The organism is Lentzea chajnantorensis (assembly GCF_054300775.1).
On sequence record NZ_JBSDZT010000002.1, the window covers coordinates 5,713,524 to 5,736,926 of the forward strand.

The 23,403-nt window shown below is 72.0% G+C and carries 23 protein-coding genes; 13 read left to right on the plus strand and 10 right to left on the minus strand.

Annotation, left to right across the window (positions count from 1 at the left end; translation table 11 throughout):
- Positions 1-9 precede the first annotated feature (9 nt).
- Both ACVDFE_RS27965 and ACVDFE_RS27970 read right to left on the minus strand, forming a co-directional pair.
- A complete protein-coding gene (locus tag ACVDFE_RS27965; protein WP_360383982.1) occupies positions 10-843 on the minus strand; it encodes a carbohydrate ABC transporter permease in 834 nt (277 codons plus the stop codon).
- On the minus strand, positions 833-1,756 hold the full coding sequence (locus tag ACVDFE_RS27970; protein ID WP_360383985.1) for a carbohydrate ABC transporter permease: 924 nt from the start codon (positions 1,754-1,756) through the stop codon (positions 833-835). The genes ACVDFE_RS27965 and ACVDFE_RS27970 overlap by 11 nt, the downstream gene beginning before the upstream one ends.
- A 296-nt stretch (positions 1,757-2,052) precedes the next feature.
- Between ACVDFE_RS27970 and ACVDFE_RS27975 the strand changes: the two genes are divergently transcribed.
- The 3 genes from ACVDFE_RS27975 (at position 2,053) to ACVDFE_RS27985 (ending at position 5,666) form a co-directional block, all read left to right on the plus strand.
- A complete protein-coding gene (locus ACVDFE_RS27975; protein WP_360383988.1) occupies positions 2,053-2,889 on the plus strand; it encodes an SGNH/GDSL hydrolase family protein in 837 nt (278 codons plus the stop codon).
- Positions 2,890-2,953: 64 nt separating this feature from the next.
- Positions 2,954-4,102: a hypothetical protein gene (locus tag ACVDFE_RS27980; RefSeq protein ID WP_458432476.1), complete on the plus strand. Its 1,149-nt coding sequence runs from the start codon at positions 2,954-2,956 to the stop codon at positions 4,100-4,102.
- A 97-nt stretch (positions 4,103-4,199) separates the two neighbouring features.
- Positions 4,200-5,666 carry a glycoside hydrolase gene (locus ACVDFE_RS27985; RefSeq protein ID WP_458432477.1) on the plus strand — a complete coding sequence of 489 codons (1,467 nt, stop codon included), beginning with the start codon at positions 4,200-4,202 and terminating at the stop codon, positions 5,664-5,666.
- Positions 5,667-5,696: 30 nt separating this feature from the next.
- Here ACVDFE_RS27985 and ACVDFE_RS27990 read toward each other — a convergent pair whose 3' ends face one another.
- A complete protein-coding gene (locus ACVDFE_RS27990; RefSeq protein ID WP_458432478.1) occupies positions 5,697-7,262 on the minus strand; it encodes a sensor histidine kinase in 1,566 nt (521 codons plus the stop codon).
- Positions 7,263-7,472: 210 nt separating this feature from the next.
- Between ACVDFE_RS27990 and ACVDFE_RS27995 the strand changes: the two genes are divergently transcribed.
- On the plus strand, positions 7,473-8,462 hold the full coding sequence (locus ACVDFE_RS27995) for a BtrH N-terminal domain-containing protein (protein ID WP_458432479.1): 990 nt from the start codon (positions 7,473-7,475) through the stop codon (positions 8,460-8,462).
- 105 nt (positions 8,463-8,567) lie between these two features.
- On the opposite strand, the gene ACVDFE_RS28000 is transcribed toward ACVDFE_RS27995, so the two are convergent.
- Complete coding sequence (locus tag ACVDFE_RS28000) at positions 8,568-9,479, minus strand: TauD/TfdA dioxygenase family protein (RefSeq protein WP_458432480.1); 912 nt, start codon at positions 9,477-9,479, stop codon at positions 8,568-8,570.
- Between the two features lie 229 nt (positions 9,480-9,708).
- Here ACVDFE_RS28000 and ACVDFE_RS28005 point away from each other — a divergent pair, with 229 nt between their 5' ends.
- The 7 genes from ACVDFE_RS28005 (at position 9,709) to ACVDFE_RS28035 (ending at position 16,963) form a co-directional block, all read left to right on the plus strand.
- On the plus strand, positions 9,709-9,792 hold the full coding sequence (locus tag ACVDFE_RS28005) for a putative leader peptide (RefSeq protein ID WP_360384958.1): 84 nt from the start codon (positions 9,709-9,711) through the stop codon (positions 9,790-9,792).
- A 77-nt stretch (positions 9,793-9,869) separates the two neighbouring features.
- A complete protein-coding gene (locus ACVDFE_RS28010; RefSeq protein ID WP_458432481.1) occupies positions 9,870-10,874 on the plus strand; it encodes an ABC transporter substrate-binding protein in 1,005 nt (334 codons plus the stop codon).
- Entirely contained in the window at positions 10,871-11,692 is an 822-nt protein-coding gene (locus ACVDFE_RS28015; RefSeq protein WP_360384008.1) for an ABC transporter ATP-binding protein, read from the plus strand. Before ACVDFE_RS28010 ends, ACVDFE_RS28015 begins: the two co-directional genes overlap by 4 nt.
- Complete coding sequence (locus tag ACVDFE_RS28020) at positions 11,689-12,540, plus strand: ABC transporter permease (RefSeq protein WP_458432482.1); 852 nt, start codon at positions 11,689-11,691, stop codon at positions 12,538-12,540. The genes ACVDFE_RS28015 and ACVDFE_RS28020 overlap by 4 nt, the downstream gene beginning before the upstream one ends.
- 9 nt (positions 12,541-12,549) lie before the next feature.
- Positions 12,550-14,457, plus strand: coding sequence for an FAD-dependent oxidoreductase (locus tag ACVDFE_RS28025; protein WP_458432483.1), 1,908 nt, complete (start codon positions 12,550-12,552; stop codon positions 14,455-14,457).
- Positions 14,454-15,614: an ROK family protein gene (locus ACVDFE_RS28030; RefSeq protein WP_458432484.1), complete on the plus strand. Its 1,161-nt coding sequence runs from the start codon at positions 14,454-14,456 to the stop codon at positions 15,612-15,614. Before ACVDFE_RS28025 ends, ACVDFE_RS28030 begins: the two co-directional genes overlap by 4 nt.
- A gap of 2 nt (positions 15,615-15,616) precedes the next feature.
- Positions 15,617-16,963 carry an LLM class flavin-dependent oxidoreductase gene (locus ACVDFE_RS28035; protein WP_458432485.1) on the plus strand — a complete coding sequence of 449 codons (1,347 nt, stop codon included), beginning with the start codon at positions 15,617-15,619 and terminating at the stop codon, positions 16,961-16,963.
- A gap of 21 nt (positions 16,964-16,984) precedes the next feature.
- Here ACVDFE_RS28035 and ACVDFE_RS28040 read toward each other — a convergent pair whose 3' ends face one another.
- Genes ACVDFE_RS28040 through ACVDFE_RS28055 form a run of 4 tightly spaced genes read right to left on the minus strand, consistent with a single transcriptional unit; the run spans position 16,985 to position 19,466 of the window.
- Positions 16,985-18,322: a hypothetical protein gene (locus ACVDFE_RS28040; RefSeq protein ID WP_458432486.1), complete on the minus strand. Its 1,338-nt coding sequence runs from the start codon at positions 18,320-18,322 to the stop codon at positions 16,985-16,987.
- A complete protein-coding gene (locus ACVDFE_RS28045; RefSeq protein WP_458432487.1) occupies positions 18,300-18,566 on the minus strand; it encodes a hypothetical protein in 267 nt (88 codons plus the stop codon). Before ACVDFE_RS28045 ends, ACVDFE_RS28040 begins: the two co-directional genes overlap by 23 nt.
- Positions 18,559-19,032, minus strand: a complete 474-nt coding sequence (locus ACVDFE_RS28050) for a DNA topology modulation protein FlaR (RefSeq protein ID WP_458432488.1) — start codon at positions 19,030-19,032, stop codon at positions 18,559-18,561. The genes ACVDFE_RS28045 and ACVDFE_RS28050 overlap by 8 nt, the downstream gene beginning before the upstream one ends.
- Before the next feature lie 35 nt (positions 19,033-19,067).
- Entirely contained in the window at positions 19,068-19,466 is a 399-nt protein-coding gene (locus ACVDFE_RS28055; RefSeq protein WP_458432489.1) for a VOC family protein, read from the minus strand.
- A 92-nt stretch (positions 19,467-19,558) separates the two neighbouring features.
- Here ACVDFE_RS28055 and ACVDFE_RS28060 point away from each other — a divergent pair, with 92 nt between their 5' ends.
- Positions 19,559-20,536: a helix-turn-helix transcriptional regulator gene (locus ACVDFE_RS28060; RefSeq protein WP_458432490.1), complete on the plus strand. Its 978-nt coding sequence runs from the start codon at positions 19,559-19,561 to the stop codon at positions 20,534-20,536.
- Between the two features lie 149 nt (positions 20,537-20,685).
- Complete coding sequence (locus ACVDFE_RS28065) at positions 20,686-21,222, plus strand: GNAT family N-acetyltransferase (RefSeq protein ID WP_458432491.1); 537 nt, start codon at positions 20,686-20,688, stop codon at positions 21,220-21,222.
- Between the two features lie 76 nt (positions 21,223-21,298).
- Here the strand turns inward: ACVDFE_RS28065 and ACVDFE_RS28070 are convergent, their stop codons facing one another.
- Positions 21,299-21,508: a DUF2795 domain-containing protein gene (locus ACVDFE_RS28070; protein WP_360384040.1), complete on the minus strand. Its 210-nt coding sequence runs from the start codon at positions 21,506-21,508 to the stop codon at positions 21,299-21,301.
- Between the two features lie 55 nt (positions 21,509-21,563).
- Positions 21,564-23,402, minus strand: a complete 1,839-nt coding sequence (locus ACVDFE_RS28075; RefSeq protein WP_360384043.1) for a glycoside hydrolase family 3 protein — start codon at positions 23,400-23,402, stop codon at positions 21,564-21,566.
- Position 23,403 lies beyond the last annotated feature (1 nt).

Below are 23,403 nucleotides of genomic sequence, written 5' to 3' on the forward strand. Positions count from 1 at the left end.
TCCTTTCGGCTACTTGCCCCCGGTCGTGGCGATCCCCTTGACGAGGTACCGCTGGCCGACGAGGAAGGCGAGGAAGATCGGGACGAGCGACACGACGCTCATGGCGAACTGCGCGCCCCACGACGTCGCGACCGTGGAGTCCACGAACGACCGCAGGGCGACCGGGACCGTGTACATGTCCGGGTCGGTGAGGTAGATCAGCTGGCCGAAGAAGTCGTTCCAGGTCCAGATGAACGTGAAGATCGCGGTGGTCGCGAGCGCGGGCGTCATGAGCGGCAGGATGATCCGCAGGAAGATCCGCGGGTGGCCGCAGCCGTCGATGCGCGCGGCCTCGTCCAGCTCGCGCGGCAGGCCGCGGATGAACTGCACCATGAGGAACACGAAGAACGCGTCGGTGGCGAGGACCTTCGGCACGATCAGGGGCAGGAACGTGTTGACCCAGCCGATGTTCGAGAACAGCACGTACTGCGGCACGATGATGACGTGGATGGGCAGCATGATCGTGCCGAGCATGATGCCGAACCACCAGCGCTTCCCGCTGAAGTGCAGCCGGGCGAACGCGTAGGCCGCCATCGAGCACGACACCAGGTTGCCGAGGATGCAGCCCAGCACCAGGACCGACGAGTTGACCAGGTAGGTCCCGAACGACGGTGTGAGGGCGGTCCACCCCTCGGTGTAGTTCTCCGTCCGCAGGCCGTCGAGGACCAGCCCGGGGCTGCGGAAGATCTCGTCGTCGGGCCGCAGCGAGCTCACGACCATCCACAGCACCGGGTACAGCATCACGAAGCCGGCCAGTACCAGGCCGGTGTGCTTGGCGAGGGAGGACAACCGGCTAGTCGTCATAGAAGACCCAGTACCTCGCCGCCCAGAAGTTGATCGCGGTGAACGCCGCGATGATCAGCAGCAGGAACCACGCCAGCGCCGACGCGTAGCCCATGTCGAACCGGCTGAAACCCTGCTGGTACAGGTAGAGCGTGTAGAACATCGTCGAGTCCGACGGGCCGCCGGTGCCGCCGGAGACGACGAACGCCTGCGTGAACGACTGGAAGGCGTGGATGATCTGCAGCACCAGGTTGAAGAACAGGATCGGCGAGAGCAGCGGCAGCGTGATGTGCCAGAACCGCGACCAGCGGCCGGCACCGTCGATCGCGGCCGCCTCGTGGTAGACGGCCGGGATCTGCCGCAGCCCGGCGAGGAAGATGACCATCGGTGACCCGAACGTCCACACGTTCAGCACGATGAGCGTCGACAGGGCGGTGTCGGGGTCGGAGATCCAGCCCCCGCCCTCGACGCCGAAGAGGCCGAGCACCCGGTTCACCAGACCGTCGGTGCCGAACACCTGCGTCCACAGCACGGCGATCGCCACGCTGGAGCCCAGCAGCGAGGGCAGGTAGAACGCCGAGCGGTACAGGGCGAGCCCGCGCAGCCCGCGGTCCAGCAGCAGTGCGACGGCGAGCGCGCAGGCCAGCTGGAGCGGCACGGACACGAGCACGTAGGTGAACGTCACCCGCAGGGCGTTGTGCAGTCGTTCGTCGGTGAGGATCCGCGCGAAGTTGTCCAGCCCGGTGAACCTGGGCGGCTGGATCAGGTTGTACTTCGTGAAGCCGAGCCCGAACGACGCGAGGACCGGGCCGATCGTGATGAACAGCAGTCCGGCGAACCAGGGTGCCAGGAACCAGAAGGCCGCCCTGTTGTCGCGCTTGCGCACCTGCGTGCCGTCGCGGCGCAGCCGGCGCAACTCGTCGAGAGCACTCATGGAGCCCCTGATCCGTTTGGAAAACGCTTTCCGGAGTTTGCATCGACGTCACCCGACCGTCAAGCAGCGGCGTCGAACGCCGTCGAAAGCTTCGTTGAACACCGATTCGACCTGCGTTCGACCCGGTGTTCGACGGCGCGGTGCACAGTGGACCGACTGCGGCGCACCACCACCGGACGTCGAATCGACGATTCGCGGAAAGCGCTTTCCGCACACCGTGACCACGGGCTACGCTCGGTTCACCCGCCGTTCCCGCCCGGCCGTCTCAGGCAGCCCCTGCCCGTCTGGAGACCACTGTGAGGACTCGTTTCCTGGCCCTGGCAGCACTCGTCGTGCTGCCGTTGTGCGCGGCGGCCACGCCGGCCGTCGCGGAGGAACCCGGCTGCTCCCCGGCGAGCACGGCGCCGGCCGGTGCGGCCGCGGTGAAGGTGTGGCTGGCGGGTGACTCGACGATGGCCGACCCGAAGGCGAGCTGCCCGGTCGGCTGGGGCAGCCAGTTCGGTGCGCTGTTCACCTCCGACGTGACCGTGGTGAACAGCGCGGTGGCCGGTCGCAGCGTCCAGACCTGGCTCTACGAGTCGAACGTGCAGAACGCCAAGGACGCGGCGGGCGAGTGCGTGGTGAGCCCGCGGACCTTCCACCAGCGCTGGCAGGCCATGCTCGACCCGGCCACCGGGATGAAGGCGGGTGACTACCTCGTCGTCCAGTTCGGCATCAACGACGGCAGCCCCGACTGCCCCCGGCACGTGGGCAGCGCCCGCTACCGGGAGCTCCTCGCGCTGATGGCCAAGGCGGCGAAGGACCGCGGTGCCACGCCGATCTTCCTCACCCCGGTCTCCGCGATCCGGTGCAGTGGCAGCACCGCCGTCGCCACCCGCGGGTTCCTGACCGAGACCTTCGACGCGGGACGGACGAGCGGCGTCACCGTCGTCGACCTGCACCGGTTGAGCTACGCGCTTTACAACTCACTGCGGCTCTGCCCCAACGACGGTGACTACACCAGGGGCCCGGTCGGCGCGTTCTTCTGCAACGACCACACGCACTTCGAGGCCGCCGGGGCGAGGCAGATCGCCGGTGTCGTGGCCAAGGCGCTGCGCGACCAGCGCATCCCGCTGGCGAACTACCTGAGGTAACGGGTTCGCCGAGCCCGTAGTTTCCGCACACCGCCGCCGCCCCTCGTGGAAAGGACTTCTTCGCATGCCCTCGACCAGGACGTGGATGAGCGCGGCAGCGGCGGCAGCGGTCGTGATCGGCGGCCTCGTGCCGGTGGTCCACGCCGAGGTGCGGGCGCTGGCCTGCGGTGACCGGGCGTTCAACGCCGAGGCCGTGCTCAGCGGCAGCACCTGGACCTCCCGCACCGGCGGCCGGACCGTCTACACGGGCACCGACATGCGCTCCGCCGTCCAAGCCGCCGTCGACAGCCTCACCGCGGGCCGGACCGCGAAGCAGTGGGTCCTGGTGCGCGGCAGCGGTGCGGTGAGCGCGGGCTCGCGGATCTCGCTGCCCAGCTACACCGGCATCGACGTGTGCGGCACGATCAACGTGACCGGCACCGGCTCCGGCGACCAGGCGCCGATCTACTCGCGCGGCACCCGTGACGTGGAGGTGCGCTACCTGAGCCTCACCGGCCGTCCGCTGTACGGGATCTTCATGCGCAACGTCGACAACCTCGTGCTGGGCCAGCTCGACATGCGCCTGTCCGGCGGCCTGGGCGTGCGCATCGACAACCGCGGCAACACGAGCGTGCGCAGCCGCAACATCCGGATCGACAACGTGTTCGTGTCCGGTGCGAGCAGCCACGCCGTCGAGACCTACGGGGTGGACGGCCTCACGGTCGGCACCGTGACGGCGCGCAACGTCGGCGAGTCCGGGCTGTTGCTCAACGACACGATCAACGCGACGGTCGGCACGGTCGATGCGGAGAACGCGGGCGCGGGCACCGGGTACGCGGCGTTCCGCACGGCCAACCGCAACGGCCGCATCGGCACCGCCTACCCCACGAACGTCCGGGTCGGCACCGTCCGCGCCCGCGGTGGCGGCCGTGGCGTGTTCTGCGTGTCGGAGAGCGGTGGCCTGACGATCGACCGAATCGACCTGGCGAACACCGGCAACAACGCGGTGCTGATCGAGAACTGCACCAACGTGGTCCTGGCGGCACAGAGCGGCACGGTGACCGGCGGCGGGGAGATCCGGCTGGCCGCGCGCTCGGAGTTCCCCGGCAACCGCGACATCACCGTCCAGAACCTGACGGTGACCAACTCGGCCGTCCGCGAGAGCCCCTGCGGCACGAACACGACGTTCCGCAACCTCACCCTGAACAACAGCCCGTCAAACGTCTGCTCCTGACGGCATCTGCAAGTACCACCGACACCTGATCAAACCGCCGCCAACTACCACCAACACGTTCGCCATCCGCCGAACCGGACCACCCCGAGGAGTCGCCATGGTCACGCGCAGGACGGTGCTGTCCGGTGCGGTCGCCACCGTCGCCGCGGCGGCCGTGGGCACGGGTTCCGCCCACGCGGACCAGACCATCACCGTCGACCCCGGCCCAGACCACGGCACGTGGGAGGGCTGGGGCACGTCGCTCGCCTGGTGGGCCAACGTGTTCGGCGACCGCGACGACCTGGCGGACCTGTGGTTCACCACGAAGACCGTCGTCTACAGAGGACAGCCCTTACCCGGCCTGGGGCTCAGCATCGCCCGGTACAACCTCGGCGCGTGCAGCTGGAACAGCGTGAACGACGAGACCATGGTCACCTCGCCGAACATCCCGCGGTTCAAGCAGATCGAGACCTTCTGGCAGGACTGGCGCAACACCGACCCGGCGTCGGCGGCGTGGAAGTGGGCCGCCGACGCCAAACAACGCGCGGCCGTCGTGAAGGCGGCGCAACGGGGTGCCGTCACCGAGCTGTTCGCCAACTCGCCCGCGTGGTGGATGTGCGCCAACCACAACCCCTCCGGTGCCGCCGACGCGAACAGCGACAACCTGCAGACGTGGAACCAGCGCACCCACGCCGCCCACCTCGCCGAGGTGGCCAGGCAGTTCCGCGACCGGTGGGGCGTCACCTTCCGCACGATCTCGCCGTTCAACGAGCCGGCGTCGGACTACTGGTCGGCGACCGGCAGGCAGGAGGGCTGCCACTTCGACCCGGCGACGCAGCGGGTCGTGCTCCAGCACCTCCGGCAGGAGATGAACGCCCGCGGTCTCACCGGCATGCGGATCGCGGCGTCCGACGAGACCAGCTACGACGCGGCGCGCAGCACGTGGGCCGCGTTCGACGCCACCACCCGGTCCGTCGTGGACCAGCTGAACGTCCACGGCTACCAGGGTTCCGGCGGGCGCCGCGACCTGCTGCACACCGACGCCCGCTCGGCGGGCAAGGTGCTGTGGAACTCCGAGTACGGCGACGCGGACGGCACCGGCCTGTCGATGGCGAGCAACCTGTGCCTGGACTGGCGCTGGCTGCACCCGACCGCGTGGTGCTTCTGGCAGGTGATGGACCCGACCCCGGCGTGGGCGCTGATCAGCTACGACCCGGTCACGCTCGAAGCCGGTGCCGTGCAGAACAAGCTGCACGTCCTGGCGCAGTTCACCCGGCACATCCGGCCGGGCATGCGCATCGTCTCCGCGTCCACCGGCAACGCCGCTACCGCCTACGACCCGGTGGCGCGCCGGCTGGTCCTGGTCTGCGTCAACACGGCCACCTCGGCGCAGACGACCACGTTCGACCTGACCCGGTTCACCACCCTGCCCACCGGGCAGCTCACCCGCTGGTCCACGTCCACGACCAGCGGCAGCGACCGCTACGCGCAGCGCACGGACGTCCGCCTGGACGGCAAGCTGCTGCGGGTCGCCTTCGCACCGGGCCAGGTGCAGACCTTCCAGCTCGACGGGGTGGCCGTCTGAGCCGGAGCGGTCAGCGACTCCCGTGCGACCTCACGGGGTTCCGGACACGGTCACCGGGGCGTCCGCGCCGACCCGCGGCAGCGTGAAGCGGACGGTCGTGCCCGCGTTCACCCCGGTGGCCTCCGTGTCCAGCCAGATGCGGCCGCCGTGGAACTCGACGATCTTGCGGCACATCGCGAGCCCGATGCCGGTGCCGGGGTAGCGGTCCTTGGCGTGCAGGCGCTGGAAGATCACGAAGATCCGCTCGGCGTACTGCTCGTCGATGCCGATCCCGTTGTCGCTCACCGAGAACCACCACGTGTCGTCCTCACCGGGCTCGGCCGCGATGCGCACGTGCGGCGGCTCGTCGCCGTGGAACTTCAGCGCGTTGCCGATGAGGTTCTGGAACACCCCGACCAGCAGCCGGACCTCTCCCCTGACCTCGGGCAGCGGTCCCACGTCGATCCGCGCTCCCGAGGACTCGATCGACAGCGCGAGGTTGCGGCGGGCCTCGTCGACCAGGTCACCGGCCGGGACCACCACCTGCTTGTCGCGCATGCGGCCCACCCGGCTGAACGCGAGCAGGTCGTTGATGAGCAGCTGCATGCGCTTCGCGCCGTCCACGGCGAAGTCGATGTACTGCGTGGCGCGCTCGTCGAGCTGGTCACCGTAGCGCTTCTCCAGCAGCTGGCAGAAGCTCGCGACCTTGCGCAGCGGCTCCTGCAGGTCGTGGGAGGCGACGTAGGCGAACTGCTCGAGCTCGGCGTTGGAGCGGCGCAGCTCGGCCGTGGCGGCGTCGAGCGCGGCGTTGCGCTCCCGCGCCTGCTCCAGCTCGGCGACGATCCGGGTGCGCATGGTGTCGACGTCGACGCCGAGCTCGCGCAGCTCCGTCGGCCCGGTCGCGGCCACGGTGTGCGCGAACGACCCGCCCGCCACCGTCCCGACCTGCCGGCGCAGCCTGCCCAACGGCGCCACGACGAACACCCGCAGCGCCACCACACACCCGAGCACGGCGGCCAGCAGCATGGCCATCGCGACGATGCACGTCACCGCCATCCGCGTGGACGCGTCGTTGAGCGCGGCCCGTCCGGCGGCGCGCTGGGCGGCGATCTCGTCCTGCAACGCCGACAACGCCGCGCGCACCGCGTCGAACCGTTGCTTGCCCAGCGCCTCGGCCGGAACGACGCCGCCCGTCCGCACCGCGGCGACCGCGGGGTCGGCGTAGTCACCACGCCAGTCCGCCAACGCCCCGTCCAGCGCGGTCAGCGCCCGCAGCACGGCCGGGTCGTTCGTCGCCTCGACGGTCGCGCGTGCAGCGGCCTGGCGTTCCCCCGCGTCGCGGTACGGGTCGAGGAACGCCTCGCTGCCGCTCAGCAGGTAGCCCCGGACGCCGTTCTCCTGGTCCACCACGAGGGTGCCGAGCTGCTGCGAGCTCACGACCGCGGGCCCGACGACGTCGAGCAACCGCGAGCGCGCCCTGGACAGGTCGCCGATGGCCAGCAGCACGGCCACCGTCGCCCCGAGCAGGACGACGACGAGCGCCACCGAGATCAGCAGCGACCACCGCCGCAGCGACGGGCCGCCGAGCAGCGCCCCGGAGTCCGGACTCGTCCGCACAGCACCTCCCCCGGCACCGGCGCCGAGGCGCCGCGCTCGTCCCCTCGACGAGTCGCGCAATCGTAGAGAAGGGGCCGTTCCCGTCGTGACGGCCGGGTGAGTGAGCGTGACCACGGCCCTCGGTGAACCGCTCGTCGCCGTTGACCCTCACACCGTGGGAGGGTCGAGACTGACCGCACCCCCGCACGACGCACCAGCCCAGGAAGCCACATGATCATCGACGACGTCTCGTTCCCCCGCGGTCAGCACTGCGAGACCACCACCCTCGGCGCCCTGCTGCGCCACGAGGGCCTCGACCTGTCCGAACCGCTGCTGTTCGGCCTCGGCGAAGGCCTGGGCTTCGTCTACTGGGACGCGAAAAGCCTCGACTTCCCGTTCCTCGGCGGACGCGTCAAGCCGTTCGCGCTCACCCGGACCGCGGCCACCAGGCTGGGCCTCGACCTGCGCGCCGAGGAGACCACCTCGCCGCGCAAGGCGTGGCAGAACGTCGTCACCCACCTGTCCGCGGGCCGCCCGGTCGGCCTGCAGCTGGACTCGTTCCACCTCGACCACTTCACGACGAAAGTCCACTTCGGAGGCCACTTCGTCGCGATCCACGGCTACGACGACGACACCGCCTACCTCGTCGACACGGCTCAGCAGGGCGGCAACGTCACCACGACGCTGGCGAGCCTGGCGAAAGCCCGTGCCGAACGCGGACCGATGACCGCCCGCAACCTCTCCTACACCGCCACCGCGCCCACCGGCCGTCCCGAGCTCGGACGCGCGGTCCGGGAAGCGGTGCGCGCCAACGCACACGCGTTCCTCACCCCGCCCATCGCCAACCTCGGGCACCGCGGCATCACCACGGCGGCGAAGCGGGTGGCGCGGTGGTTCGACCGGGCCGGCGACCCGTCCCGCGACCTCCCGCTCGCCGCGATGCTGATGGAACGCGGCGGCACCGGCGGATCGCTGTTCCGCGCGCTGTACCGGGACTTCCTCGCCGAGGCCGCCGAGCTCACCGGCGACGACACCCTGCGGCACGGCCACGGGCTGTACGCCGCGATCGCGCCGCTGTGGACCGAGGTGGCCGACCACATCGCCGCGGCCGGGGAGACGGGTGACCAGGGGCGGCTGGACCGGGCAGCGGCGGTCCTGGGCGAGCTGGCGGAACGGGAACGGGCCGCGATGGAGGTGCTGGCCCGCGTACGCATCGGCTGAACCGGCCGTGCCGACCAGGCCACGACAGCAGCGCGTGCGCGGTCGAACCGCCGGGACGTGGCCACGACGCCGCAGCCACGTCACCGCGCCCGAGGAGAACGAGCGTCAGAGTTCGGAGAAGTGGGCCGCGTCGCCGACCACGGTCGTGCTCGCCACGCCCTCGACGCTGACCGGCACGTCGCCCGCGAGGGTGATGCGGTGCAGCCGGCGGCGGGCGTTGTCGTAGTCGTCGACGCCGTAGTGCTGGGTGGCCCGGTTGTCCCAGATCGCCACGTCACCGTCGGCCCACTGCCAGCGCACGGTGTTCTCCAGCCGGGTGACGCGGTCCTGCAGCAGCTGGAAGACCGCCTTGGACTCCGCGGCCGTCAGGCCGACGATCCGCTTGACGAAGTGCCCGAGCAGCAGCGCTCGTTCGCCGGTCTCCGGGTGCACTCGGACCAGCGGGTGCTCGGTCTCGTAGCGCTGCGACTCGAACTCCGAGCGGTAGGCCCGTTCCTTCACGTCGACACCGCCGATGCGGGTCGAGTCGACGTGACCCGCGTAGTCGTAGACGTTGGTGTGCACCGCCCACAGCCGGTCCACGAGCGCCTTCAACGCCTCGGGCAGCTCGTCGTAGGCGCGTGCGGTGTTCGCCCAGACCGTGCTGCCCCCGTACGGCGGCAGCTCGACGGCGCGCAGGATGCTGATCGCGGGCACGCGGTCGACGAACGTGACGTCGGTGTGCCAGCTGTTGGCCTTGCCGTAGTCGGAGTCGATCGCCAGCACGTTGGTGTGGTTCTGGCCCTTCACCGTGGGGTGCGCGAGGGTCGGGCTGCCGAACAGCCGCGCGAACGCGAGCTGCTCCGCGTCGTCGAGGTGGTGCTGGTCGCGGAAGAACACGACCTTGTTGGCCAGCAGGGCGGCCCTGATCTCCGCCACGACGTCCTGCGGGAGGTCGCCGCCGAGCCGGACGCCGTCGACGCGTGCGCCGATGCCCGCACCCAGTTTGGCGACGGTGGCGGAAAGTTGTGCGGTCATCGCGGACTTCCTCTCGTGGTGGCGAACTTCCCCACCACCGTGCTGATGTCCGCGCCGCGTGCGCAACATCGCGCGGCCCGAAAACAAGTCTTCCCAGCACCTGGAAGGGATTGACCGGCCGAGTTCCTTCCAGCGTGAAAAATAGGCGGGACCGTCCAGCCCGGCTCCATGATGTGGGACGTGCGGTCCGGCCGTTGACCCCGTCCGATCCGGGTGTGACGCTCGCTCCGTGAGCCAAGCCGCCTCTCTCACCTCGCGCCGGCACGTCGACCTCCGACGGCACGCCAGCGCCTTCTGTCGCGCCGGTCGCTGAATCCGCTCCGCATTTCCACCGGGACCGTTCGTCCCGTTCTTCAGCGTGCCCGATTTCCCTTCGACAAAGGACCTGCCGTGACCACCACGCGACGGAACTTCCTCGGCCTTTCCCTGCTCGGACTGACAGCGGCGACCGTCGGCTGCTCCACCGCCGCCGGTGCCGGCGTCGAGACCAAGACGCTGCGCTACCAGGGCTGGGCGGGCGACGTGACGCTGCCGGAGCTGGCAGCGGAGCTGGGCTACCTCGGCGACGTGAAGCTCGAGTGGGTCGGCAACACGATCAGCGGCCCGCAGGACATCCAGTCCGCCGCCACCGGGCAGGTCGACTTCGGCGGCGCGTTCAACGGCGCCGTGGTCAAGCTCAAGGCCGCCGGAGCGCCGATCCGGTCCGTGATCGGCTACTACGGCGCCGACGAGAACGCCTACAGCGGCTTCTACGTGCTCGACGACAGCTCGGTCCGCACGGCCCGCGACCTGCTCGGCAAGAAGGTCGGCATGAACACCCTCGGCGCGCACCACGAGGCCATGCTCGGCATCTACCTCAAGCGGGCAGGCCTGAGCCAGGACGAGGTCAAGAAGGTCGAGCCGATCGTCGTGCCCCCGGTCAACACCGAGCAGTCGGTGCGGCAGAAGCAGATCGAGGTCGGTGTGCTCGGCGGCATCCTGCGCGACAAGGCGCTGGAGAAGGGCGGTGTGCGCAAGCTGTTCTCCGACTTCGACCTGCTGGGCCCGTTCACCGCCGGCACGTACGTCTTCACCGAGAAGTTCCTGCGCGACAACCCCGGCACGGTCCGGACGTTCACGAGCGGCATCGCGAAGGCGATCGAGTGGAGCCGCAGCACCCCGCGCGAGGAGGTGGTGGCGCGCAAGGTCGAGGTCCTCACCCGGCGCGGGCGCAACGAGGACCCTGCGGCGCTCAGGTACTGGAAGTCCACGGGGGTCGCCGAGAAGGGCGGCAAGATCCTCGACCGGGAGCTGTCCATCTGGGTCGACTGGCTCGCCGAGCGCGGGGAGATCACCCGGGACCAGGTGCGGCTCACCGACCTGTACACCAACGAGTTCAACGAGCTGGCCCGATGAGCGCGCACATCGCCTTCCGCGGCGTCACCAAGCGGTTCGACGTCAAGGTCCGCGGTTCCCGGCAGCGCACCGGGTTCACCGCCGTCGACCGGATCGACCTCGACGTCGAACGGGGCGAGTTCGTCGTCCTCGTCGGCCCCAGCGGGTGCGGCAAGTCCACGCTGCTCGACCTGCTCGGCGGACTCACCGAACCGAGCGAGGGCGAGATCCTGCTCGACGGCCGCCCGATCACCGGTCCCGGCCTCGACCGCGGCATCGTCTTCCAGCAGTACGCGCTGCTGCCGTGGCGCACCGCACAGGGCAACGTCGAGTTCGGGCTGGAGGCGACCGGGGTGCCGCGCAGGCAGCGCGCAGGGCGGGCCCGCGAGTTCCTCGACCTGGTCGGGCTGACCGGGTTCGAGGACCGGCACCCGCACCAGCTGTCCGGCGGCATGCGGCAACGGGTCGCCATCGCCCGCAGCCTCGCCTACGACCCGCAGGTGCTGCTGATGGACGAGCCGTTCGCCGCGCTCGACGCGCAGACCCGCGAGTCGTTGCAGGACGAGCTGCTGCGGATCTGGCAGCGCACCGGCAAGACCGTCGTGTTCATCACGCACTCCATCGACGAGGCGGTCCACCTCGGTCAGCGGGTGGTCGTGCTGACCTCGCGGCCGGGCCGGGTGAAGGAGGTCGTGCCGATCGACCTCGGTGACCGGACCCGGCAGGACGACCTGCGCTCGAGCCCCGAGTTCGCGCGCTGCCGGCACCGCATCTGGGACCTCCTGCACGACGAGGTGTCCCGTGCCCAGCAACAGGAGAAGGAGGTGGTGGGCGCATGACCGCGCTGCTGGAGACCCCGTCACGGACCGAGGACCACGCCCCGCCGGCACCGGCGCGGCCACGCGGGGCGGTGGCCCGGCTGGCCGACGCGCTGCTGACCGCCGTGGGCAAGGTCGTGGCCATCGCGGTCGTGCTGGCCGTCTGGGAGATTGCGCCCCGGTTCGGCCTGGTGGACTCCACGTTCCTGCCGCCGTTCTCGACGGTCCTGGAGTCGTGGTGGGACCTCGCGGTGAGCGGGAAGCTGCTCGACAACACGCAGGCGAGCCTGGTGCGGTCGCTGTCCGGCTTCGGGCTCGCGGTCGCGGTCGCGGTCCCGCTCGGGCTGCTGATCGGCTGGTACAAGCCGGTCGCGAACCTGCTCAGCCCGCTGCTGGAGGTCTTCCGCAACACCGCCGCGCTCGCGTTGCTGCCGGTGTTCGTGCTGCTGCTGGGCATCGGCGAGACGTCGAAGATCGCGATCGTCTGCTACGCCTGCACCTGGCCGGTCCTGCTCAACACGATCAGCGCCGTGCGCGCGGTGGACCCGACGCTGCTGCGGCTCGCGCGGTCGATGGACCTGGGCGGCTTCCGGTTGTTCCAGAAGGTGATCCTGCCCTCGGCGGTGCCCACGGTGTTCACCGGCGTCCGGCTCGCCGGCGCGTTGTCGATCCTCGTGCTGGTGGCCGCGGAGATGGTCGGCGCCAAGGCCGGTCTCGGGTACCTGATCAACGCCTCGCAGTTCAACTTCGCGATCCCGCAGATGTACGCGGGGATCATCACCCTGTCCGCCATCGGCGTGCTGTTCAACCAGGTGCTGGTCGCTCTGGAGCGCCGGTTCACCTCGTGGCGCGTCCCGGTCGGAGCCTGAGGAGGGGTCATGACGCTCACAGCTGACGTGCTGGTGGTGGGTGGCGGTCCGGCCGCCACGTGGGCCGCGCTCAAGGCCGCCGAGCAGGGTGCCTCGGTCGTGCTGGCGGACAAGGGGTACTGCGGGACGAGCGGCGCGACCGCGTCCGTCGGCACCGGTGTCTGGTACGTGCCGCCGGAGGAGAAGGCCCGTGAGGCGGCCATGGCCAGCCGTGAGGCGCTCGGCGGGTACCTCGCCGAGCGCCGGTGGATGGCCCGCGTGCTCGACGAGACCTACGAGCGGGTCAACGAGCTGGCCGACGCCGGGCGCTACCCGTTCCCCACCGGACCGGACGGCACACCGCTGCGCAACGGCCTGCAGGGGCCGGAGTACATGCGGCGCCAGCGGATCCGGGTCAAACGCGCCGGGGTCGTCGTCCTGGACCACAGCCCGGTCACCGAGCTGCTCACCGCCGACGACGGCGCGGTCGCGGGCGCTGCCGGGTACCGGCGGCAGGCCGGTCGGCCGTTCGAGGTGCGCGCGGGCGCGGTGGTCGTCGCCACGGGCGGGTGCGCGTTCCTGAGCAAGGCGTTCGGGTGCGACGTGAACACCGGTGACGGGGCGTTGCTCGCGGTGGAGGCCGGCGCCGAGCTGTCCGGCATGGAGTTCTCCAACGCCTACGGCATCGCCCCGGAGCACACGTCCGTCACGAAGACCGCGTTCTACAACTACGCCACCTTCTACCGCGCCGACGGCGAGGTGCTGGAGGGCGCGGGCAGCCAGCGCGGGCGATCGGTGATCGCGAGGACCCTGTTGTCGGAGAAGGTGTTCTGCAAGCTGGACCTGGCCGACGACGCGACGCGCAGGGCGATGCGGCTGGCGCAGCCCAACTTCTTCCTCACGTTCGACCGGCTGGGCGTCGACCCGTTCACCGAGCCGTTCGCCGTGACGCTGCTGGCCGAGGGCACCGTGCGCGGCACCGGTGGCATCCGGATCGTCGACGACGGCTGCGCCACCACCGTTCCCGGTCTGTACGCCGCCGGTGACGCCGCCACGCGCGAGCTGATCTGCGGCGGGTTCACCGGCGGTGGCAGCCACAACGCCGCGTGGGCCATCTCGTCCGGCTCGTGGGCCGGCCGGTCCGCCGCCCGGTTCGCGCTCGCGCTCGGCCGCGGCACCCGGCGGGTCACCGCGGCCGGTGGCGCGGGCCTGCGCCCGACCGGCCGTTCCGCGGAGGTCGACGTCGAGGAGGTGGTCCGTGCGGTGCAGGCCGAGGTCCTGCCCTACGACAAGAACTACCTGCGCCACGGCGACGTGCTGCGGGCGGCGCTGGGAGAAGCTCGACGAGACCTGGCGGTCGGTGCGGTCGGGCCTGCGGGCCGAGGGTGCCGCGGTCGTGCGGGCCCGGCAGGCGGCCGCGATGGTGGCGCACGCGCGGTGGATGTACACCTCCGCCCTGCTGCGGGAGGAGAGCCGCGGCATGGCCAGGCGGCTCGACCGCCCCGGCCTCGACCCCGCCCAGCACCACCGGATCACCTCCGGCGGCCTGGACGAGGTGTGGGCCCGCCCGCAGGAGGTGGCGGCGTGATCGAGCTGGTGTCGGCGGCGCAGTGCATCACCTGCGACAAGTGCATCGAGGTGTGCCCCACCAACGTGTTCGACCGGGGTGCGGACGGGCTGCCGGTGGTCAGCAGGCAGTCCGACTGCCAGACGTGCTTCCAGTGCGAGGCCAACTGCCCGGCGGACGCGCTGTTCGTGGCACCGCAGACCCACCCGCTGCCACCGGGGTCGCCCGCGCACGACGAGGACCACCTGCGCCGGACCGGGCTGCTCGGCAGCTACCGCAGGGAGATCGGGTGGGGCCGCGGCCGCACGCCGGGCGCGGCGCGCGCCGTCGGCCCCGCCCTGTCCCCCTCCGCCCCGCCGCTGATCTCGTGAGCGGCACCGCGTCGGTCGTGCTCGGCACGGTGCTGCGGTGCGGGCCGATCGCCCGCAGCACCATCGCCCGCACGTCCGGTCTGAGCCCGGCCGCGGTGACCCGTGCCTGCGCGGCCCTGACCGAACTCGGGCTGCTCGCCGAGGTGCCGCAGGCCGTGCCGTACCGGGGCATCGGACGGCCGCACGTGCCGGTCGACGTCGACACGAGCCGGCACGTCGTGGCCGGCGTCCACGTCGCGCACCTGTTCAGCACGATCACGCTGGTCGACCTGCGCGGCCGGGTGCTCGTGCGGCGGACGATCCCGCACACCGCGGCGGACGACCCGCACGAGGTGCTGACGACGGCCGCCGACGAGCTGCTGCGGCTGCACGCCGACCGGTTCCCCGGCCACATCCCGATCGGTCTCGGCGTGGCAGCGGGCGGCTGGGTCGACCCGACCGGCGGTGTGGTCGTCCGGCACGCCTCGCTGGGCTGGCGCGACGTCGAGGTCGCCGCGCTGCTCACCGCGAGGACCGGGTTGCCGGTGCGGGTCGACAGCCACGCCAGGGCGCTGGCACGGGCCGAGCAGCTCTTCGGTGCCGCGCGCGGCCGCGAGTCGTTGCTGCACCTGTTCGTCGGCAACGTCGTCGACGCGGCGATCGTGACCGCCGGCACCACCCACCGCGGGCCGCGGTCGGCCGCAGGGGACGTGGCGCACCTGGCGCTGGGCGACCCCGGCGTCCGGTGCGGGTGCGGCAAGCGCGGGTGCCTGGAGGCCACCGTGTCCGACCGCGCCTGGGCCGAGCGGGCCCGCCTGGCCGGGGTGGTGCGGCGGCCGTCGATCTTCGACCTGGTCGACGACGCCGTGGCCGGGTCACCCGCGGCGCGGGCGGACCTCGTCGAGCGGGCCCGCGTGGTCGGGAGGGCGGCGGCCGTGCTGTTCGACTTCCTCGACCCGGAGGTCCTGGTCGTCACCGAGATCGGCACGAACCGGCTGCCCGACTGCGCCGCCGCGCTGCGCGAGGAGGTCGCGGCCATGTCGCGCGCGTCCGCAGACGCGGTGCTGGCGAGCAGCTTCGGCGAGGACGTGCTGGCGGTCGCGGCGGGTGCCGTGCAGCTGGACGCCCTCTACGCCGACCCCTTGAACATCCGAAACCCAGTCTGGCAGGGAGTCTGAAGTTGTCCGCACGCGAACTCCACCTCAACGCGTTCCTGATGGGCGTCGGCCACCACGAGGCCGCCTGGCGGCACCCGCGCACCGACCCGCGGGCGCTGGGCGACGTCACGCACTTCCAGCACCTCGCGCGCACCGCCGAGCGCGGCACGTTCGACTCGGTGTTCCTCGCCGACGGCGTGCAGATCTGGGGCGACGTCCGGCACACCGCCGCCGGTCACTTCGAACCGCTCACCCTGCTCACCGCGCTGGCGCAGGCGACCGACCACATCGGACTGATCGCCACCGCGTCCACCGGGTTCAGCGAGCCCTACAACCTCGCGCGGCTGTTCTCCTCGCTCGACCACATCAGCGGCGGCCGGGCCGGCTGGAACATCGTCACGACCGCCCAGGACCGGTCGGCGCAGAACTTCAACCGCGAGGTCAACACCGAGCACGCCGAACGCTACGAGCGCGCAGCGGAGTTCCTGGACGTGACCACCGCCCTGTGGGACTCCTGGGAGGACGACGCGGTCGTCGCCGACCCCGGTTCCGGCGTCTACGCCGACGAGGCGAAGGTGCACGAGGTCGGCCACCGCGGCCGGTTCTTCTCCGTGCGCGGGCCGCTCAACGCGGTGCGCAGCCCGCAGGGTCGTCCGCTGCTGGTGCAGGCCGGGTCAAGTGAGGACGGCAGGGCGTTCGCGGCGGCCTGGGCGGAGGCGGTGTTCACGGCCCAGCAGACGCACGAGGACGCCACCGCGTTCTACGCCGACCTCAAGCGCCGGGTGGTCGCGGCCGGTCGACCGGCGGACGGCGTGAAGGTGCTGCCCGGCATCGTCCCCGTGCTCGGCGGCACCGAGGCCGAGGCGCGGCGCCTGGCCGCGGAGCTAGACGAGCTGATCATCCCGGAACGGGCGGTGCGGCAGCTGACCGACATGATCGGCGTCGACCTCACCGGCCACCCGCTCGACGCGCCGCTGCCCGCGTTGCCGCCGGTCAGCCGCATCAACGGGGCCAAGAGCCGGTTCGAGCTGGTCCGCGACCTGGCCGAGCGGGAACGGCTGACGCTGCGGCAGCTGCTCGGCCGGCTCGGCGGCGGCCGCGGCCACCAGGTCGTCGCGGGCACGCCCGAGCAGATCGCCGACCACGTCGAGCTGTGGTTCACCACGGGGGCCGCCGACGGGTTCAACGTGATGGCGCCCCTGCTGCCGTCGGGGCTGGAGGAGTTCGTCGACCACGTCGTGCCGCTGCTGCGGGCGCGCGGCCTGTTCCGCACCGAGTACACCGGCCGGACGCTGCGCGAGCACTACGGGCTGGCCAGGCCGGTCAGCCGGTACGCCGCCGGGACGGAGGTCGTCGCCGAGGTCGGGTGAGCGCCGACGGACGCGCGGCGGTCACGTTCGCCGTGCGTCCAGCCGGGCGCCGATGTCGGCGAGCCGTTGGTCCAGCGGCACCCGGTGGGCGGCGTCGAGGCGTTCGAGCACGGCGATCAGCGGTGGGCACCCGGCCAGGTCCCGGCTTCCCAGCTCCGCCGCGTCGACCACGTGGGGGAACCGGGCGAGCGCGGGGTGGTCCTTCGTCAGCCGTTCACCACCGGTCCTGGGCAGGAACGCCTGCGTCATCGGGTCGTCGAGCCGGTCGAGCACGACCAGCGTGTCCTCGCCGCGCCCCTCGGCGGTCAGGAGCTCCAGCTCCCGCGCCAGTCCCGGCGTGAGCTCCGCCGCCCACACGACCACCTGGGCGGTGACGGTGATCAGCGTCGACACGGTGTCGAACCACGTCTCGTGCGGCAGGTAGAGCCGGACCGGCGCGGTGAACTGACCCCAGTCCTGGTGGTCCAGCTCCAGCTCACCGGCGGTCGTGCTGGCCACGAGGACGAGCGGCACGGAGGCGGCCAGCTCGGTCAGCGCGGGTGTGGCGCCGCCGCCGAGGCTGATCACCTGGACGTGGTCCGCCGGGTCGTCGGGGCCGGCCAGGAGCGTCGAGGTCCCGGAGCGTTCGGTGAGCTCGAAGTTGCGCAGCAGCAGGACGAACGGCTCTCCGGTGCACAACCAGCTCCGCACCGTGCCGACGGACCTGCGGTGCACGGCCCCGGCCTGGCGGACCAGCTCGCGCAGGTGGTTGCGCGGTGCGCCGGCCCGCAGCCAGGACGCGAACCCGCGCGGGGTGGACCGCCGCCGCCGGTCCCAGTACCGCTGGCGTTCGAGGTGGCCCAGCTCGAACTCGGGCTCGCCCACGTGGAACCGGTCGAGCACCCCGGCGGCGTGCCGTGCCCGGACACGCCACAGGTCCACGTCCTCCGACGCACCCGGCGGGTCGGCCGCGAACTCGGCCGCGATCAGGTCGAGCAGCCGGCGTGCGGGCTCCTCGTCCCCGAGCTGGAGCCGCAGCAGGGCCTCGTTGCCCAGCCCCTGCGCCCGCCACCCGCGCAGGCCGGGGTCGGCGCTGCCGCGGCACCGGGTGCCCAGCTCACGCCACAGGGCGGCGACCTCCTCGACCCCCGCCCGGCCGGACGTGACGTGCCGGCCGCTCAGGTGCGCGAGGGTGGACAACGCCCGGCACACCGCGTCCTCCACCTGGACGTCCCCGGCTGCGCGAACCCCGTCCACGACCTCGCGCAGCACCCCGATCGCCAGCGCGGCCGACTCCCGGTCGACCGCCCGCACCGCGCACGTGTCGGTCAGCGCCATGACCGTGCGCACCGCCGTGTCACCGGCGGGTGCACGTCCCACGTGCCGCGCCAGCCAGCCCAGCAACAGGAACGCGTCGGGGGCACGCCCCCGGTCGAAGCAGCTCGACCGCCGTCTCGAACGTCAGGAACGCGAAGGTGTGCGGATCGCCGTGGGTCGACACGACGTCGAAGTACCAGCGCCGGAACTGCTCGTCACCGGCCCTCCCGGCGTCCCGCCGCAGCTCGTCCCAGCCGGCGAGCGTGTCCGCCACGACCCGTGGCACGGTGAACTCGTCCTCATCCACCGGCACTCCCGGCGCTCGCCAGGAACGCGGCGGTGGCACGGGGGTCGCGCAGCACGTGCAGCGTCGCGCCGGGCGCGTGCTCGTTGACCGCCTCCAGCAGCAACGGCCGGCTGCGGCGCCGCCAGAACCACAGCCACGCCCAGAAGTCGGCCCGTTCGCGCGACCGCAGCAACGCCCGCCAGGCACAGCGCCAGAACGGGAAGTCGAGCAGCACCACCGTGTCGGCCCGCCGCAGCCGCACGGCGAGCACGTCGTGCGGACCGAGGTCGCCGTCCATGACCCACCGGTCCGCCTCGGCGAGCTCGCCCTGCACGATCGCCCACAGGTCGTGCGTCATCGGTTCGAGCTTCGGACCCCAGAAGTGCTTGTCCAGCTCGACGACGGGCAGTCCGGTGGCCTTGCCCAGTGCGACCGCCAGCGTCGACTTCCCCGCTGCACCGCGGCCCAGGAGCACCACGCGTTCCATTGCCGCCATGTTGCCAGTGGATCACAGACGGGCCGTCAGCGTGCGAACTTCGCGACAGCCTCGGGGGTCACCGGGGTGAAGAAGTTGACGAGGTTGCCGTCGGGGTCGCGGAACAGCAGCGCGCGGTTGCCCCAGGGCATCGTGGTGGGCTCGGTGACGAACTCGTCCACGACCCCGGTCAGGTTCCGGTGCACGGCGTCCACGTCGTCGACCAGGAACTCGATGATGACGCTGCGGTTGTCGGCGGGCCGCGCGGAACCGGGCGCGAACAGCGGCACGGTGCGGGTGCTGCCGATCGCGAGGGTCGCGCGACCGGTCCTGATCTCGGCGAAGTCCTCGGTCGCCCAGTCGGCGCGGATGCCGGTGGCGCGTTCGTAGAACCCGGCGAGGCGGGCGACGTCGGCGGTGATGACGCGGATCGAGACGAGGTCCATGAGCTTTCTCCCTTTGTTCGTCGGTACCTGTGCCCGCACGCTAAAGCGGATACCGGGCAGAACCCGCCCGGTATTTCCTGGAGACTTGTGCCATGACCCGGCCCACCGCCCGAGTGCTCACGCTGCTGGAGCTCCTGCAGTCCGGCGGCGTGCGGACCGTGGCCGAGCTCGCCGACCGGCTCGGCGTCAACGAGCGCACTGTGCGGCGCTACGTCGACCACCTCCTCGACCTGGACGTTCCGGTCGAGTCGGTGCGCGGCCGCTACGGCGGCTACCGGCTGGCCCCCGGCTACCGCATGCCGCCGCTGATGCTGACCGACGACGAGGCCCTGGCCGTGCTGCTCGGCCTGGTCGCGGGCCGCCGGACGGGCCTGACGACGGCGGCGGGCGCGGCCGGTGAGACGGCGGCCGCGAAGATCCGCCGAGTGCTCCCGGACCACCTCGGCCGCCGGCTCGACGCCGTGCTCGGCTCCCTCGCGTTCACCGCTCCCGGCGCGGAGGCCACCGTCCCGGAGGGCGCCGTGCTGCTGACCCTCGCGGACGCGGTGGCGCACCGGCGGCCGGTGTCGATCCGGTACACCGGCGCCGACGGGCGGCGCAGCGAGCGCACCCTGCACCCGTACGGGCTGGTCAACCACGCGGGCCGGTGGTACGTGCGGGCCGCGGACCCTGCGCTCGGTGAGGACCGCACGTTCCGGCTGGACCGCATCGGCGGCGCACGGACGTTGCCCGGCACGTTCGCCGTGCCCGAGGGGGTCGACGCGGCGGAGCAGGTGGTGACGGGACTCGCCACGGCACCGCACCGGTACGAGGTGGCGTTGCGGGTGCGGGGCGACGAGGAGCAGGTCCGCGCGCGGCTCCCGGCCGGGGTGGCGGTGGTGGAGCCGGAGCCGGACGGCGGGGAGTGGGTGCGGGTCGGGCTGCGGGTGGAACGGCTCGACTGGCTGCCCGGTGTGCTGGCGGCGCTGGACCTGCCGTTCGTGGTCGACCGGCCGGACGAGCTGCGCGGGCTGGTCGCGGAGTTGGCTGAGCGACTGGCGCGGTCGGCGCGGCGGCGGCCGGAGGATTAGCCGCGCGCGGTCGGCACGCCGGAAGCCGGAGCACTGGTCGCGCCAACTCAACGACTGACGCGGTCGGCACGCTGGAAGCCGGAGCGCTGGTCGCGCCGGCTCAGTGAAACCGGACGCTCTGAGCCGTCCGCAGCACCTACTCTGTCCGCGTGCTCCTCACCAGCGCCCGTCTCACGCTCCGGCCGTTCCGCCCCGAGGACGCACCCGCCCTCGCCGCTTACCGGTCAGACCCGGACGTCGCCCGCTACCAGGGCTGGGACGCCCCGTTCCCGCTCGACGCCGCCACCCGCATGATCGCCGAGATGACCGACCCCGCCGCACCCGGCTGGTTCCAGTACGCCCTCGACCGCGACGGCACCGTCATCGGCGACGTCGGCGTGAACACGCACGACAACCTCATGCAGGCCGAGATCGGCTACACCCTCGCTCCCGCCCACCAGGGCCGCGGTTACGCCACCGAGGCCGTGCACCGGATGCTGGAGCACCTGTTCACCGACCGCGGCCTGCACCGCGTGTCCGCCGAGACCGACGCGCGCAACGAGCCGTCGGTGAAGGTGTTGCTGCGGCTGGGTTTCCGGCAGGAGGGCCACCGCGTCGAGCACACCTGGACCGGTGGCGAGTGGACGGACGACCTGCTGTTCGGGTTGCTGGCGCGCGACTTCCGGCCGTCCGGCACGACGCCCTGACGCGGGTGAGGCACCAGGGCGGCGCCGGGTGCCCGTCCGATCGGTGACCGAGCGGAACGAGCACCCGGCGGAGCGGTCAGGCCTCCCGGGACTGGTCCACGGCCACCGCGTCGAGCACCTCGTCGAACGACCCGTACAGCTGGTCCGGCACGGCGTGCAGCGCGTGGACCGTGTCCTCGTCGGCGTTGTTGCGCGAGGCGTGGTCGACCAGCTGGCCCTTGTCGGCCGGGTAGGTGGCGTCCGCCAGCACCGTGCGCAACCGGTCGACCGTGGTCGTGTCGCTCATCGCTCTCCTCCGCATCGGGGTGTGGTGGCCCCCGGCTACCCGTGACCGCCTGGGACTAACCCGCCGGGTGGAGGCCGTGCCCGAACGGGAACAGCGGGTCGTCGTACCCCGCCACGTCCTCCGGGTGCCGCCGGACCTGCTCCATCGAGCGCGGCAGGTCGAACGGCAGCCGTCCCCGCGGCGGGATCGCGCCCGTCAGCGCGTCGGCCAGGGCCTCATCGGTGGAGCCGTAGCTGACGACCAGGGTGGAGGCGATCGGCAGCAGCGGGGTGAGCACCGCGGCGCGGTCCAGGGTCACGTCCACGACCAGCGGGCACGCGGCGGCGATGCGGGCCAGGCGTGCGGGCAGGCCCGGTGGGAACTCCAGCGAACCCTGGTGGAACCACGACTCCAGGAACAGGTCCGAGCGCGGGTCGAACGGCGCCATGAGCCGCACGAGCGCCAGGTCGGCCTCCTGCGGGGTGGCGACGACGGTGCCCAGGCGGGCGGCGGCCTCGGGTGAGACGTTCTCCACGTAGAGCTTCAGGCCGGGCCGCAGGGGCAGGGCCGCCGCCGAGGAACCGTTCTGCAACACGGTGACCGAACGGGCCTGCGCGGCGTGGCCCTCGTCGCGGAAGTCCTGCCGTCCCACCACCTCGGCCGCGCGGTCCTCGTCCACGAACGGGTCGTCGAAGAGGCCGAGCCGGAACTTCGCGGTGAGCAGGCGGCGGGCGGACTCGTCGATGCGGGCCTGCGTCACACGGCCCTGGGCCACGAGGTCGAGCAGCACGTCCACGCACTCCTCGCCGCCGAACTGGTCGGCGCCCGCGTGGAGGATCAGCTCCATCCTGCCGTGCGCGTCGAGGTGCTCGACGCCCCAGGCGCGGGCCGGGAGGACCTTGTCGCCGACGTGGTTGTCCATCACCAGTTCCCAGTCGGTGAGGACGACGCCGTCGAAGCCGAGGTCGCCGCGCAGCATGCCGGTGACCACCTGGCGGTTGTAGCCGAAGCCGACCGCCTCGATCGGCTCGCCGTCGACCTCCAGGCCCACGGGCATGCCGTAGTAGGGCATCACCGCCGCCGTGCCCGCCTCGACGACCGCGCGGAACGGGGCCAGGTGGTCGGCGAAGCGGCCACCGGGGTAGACCTGCTCGCGGCCGTACGGGAAGTGCGCGTCCTCGCCGTCCTTCTGCGGGCCGCCGCCGGGGAAGTGCTTGCTGGTGCAGGCGACCGACCCTGCTCCCAGGGACGGCCCCTGGAAACCGCGCACGTACGCCACCGCGAGCTCGGCGGTCAGCGCCGAGGACTGGCCGAAGGTGCCGGCCTGCCGCGCCCAGCGGGGTTCGGTGGCGAGGTCGATCGCCGGGTGCAGGGCGCAGCGGATGCCCACCGCGACGTACTCCTGGCGGGCGATGTCCGCGAACCGCTCCACGAGCGCCGGGTCGCCGAGCGCGGCCAGGCCCAGCGACTCGGGCCACTGCGAGAACGCCTTGGCGGTGAAGGAGACGCCGGCGTTCTCCAGGAACGCGTGCCGCGGGTCGGTGGAGATGGTCACCGGGATGCCGTGCGGGGTGCTCTCCGCGATCAGCTGGAGGTTGTTGTGCCAGCGCGCGGCCATGCGCGCGTCGTGCAGCGCGTGAACGTTGAAGTGCGACAGGTGTTTCTGCGTGACCACGACGCTGGTGGGCGACTTGCTGATGGCGCCGGGCGCCTCCTTCACCGTGCCGTCCTCACCCGCCTCGATGACGGTGTGGAACAGCAGACCGGCCTTCTCCTCCAACGACAGCCGCGCCAGCAGGTCCTCGACCCGGTCGGCCACGGGCAGGCGCGGGTCCTCGTAGGGGTCCATGACGCCGTTGCCGTTGAGGTCGCGGTACTCGACGCCGTCCTCGGATGTCAGCCGAACAGGCCGCATG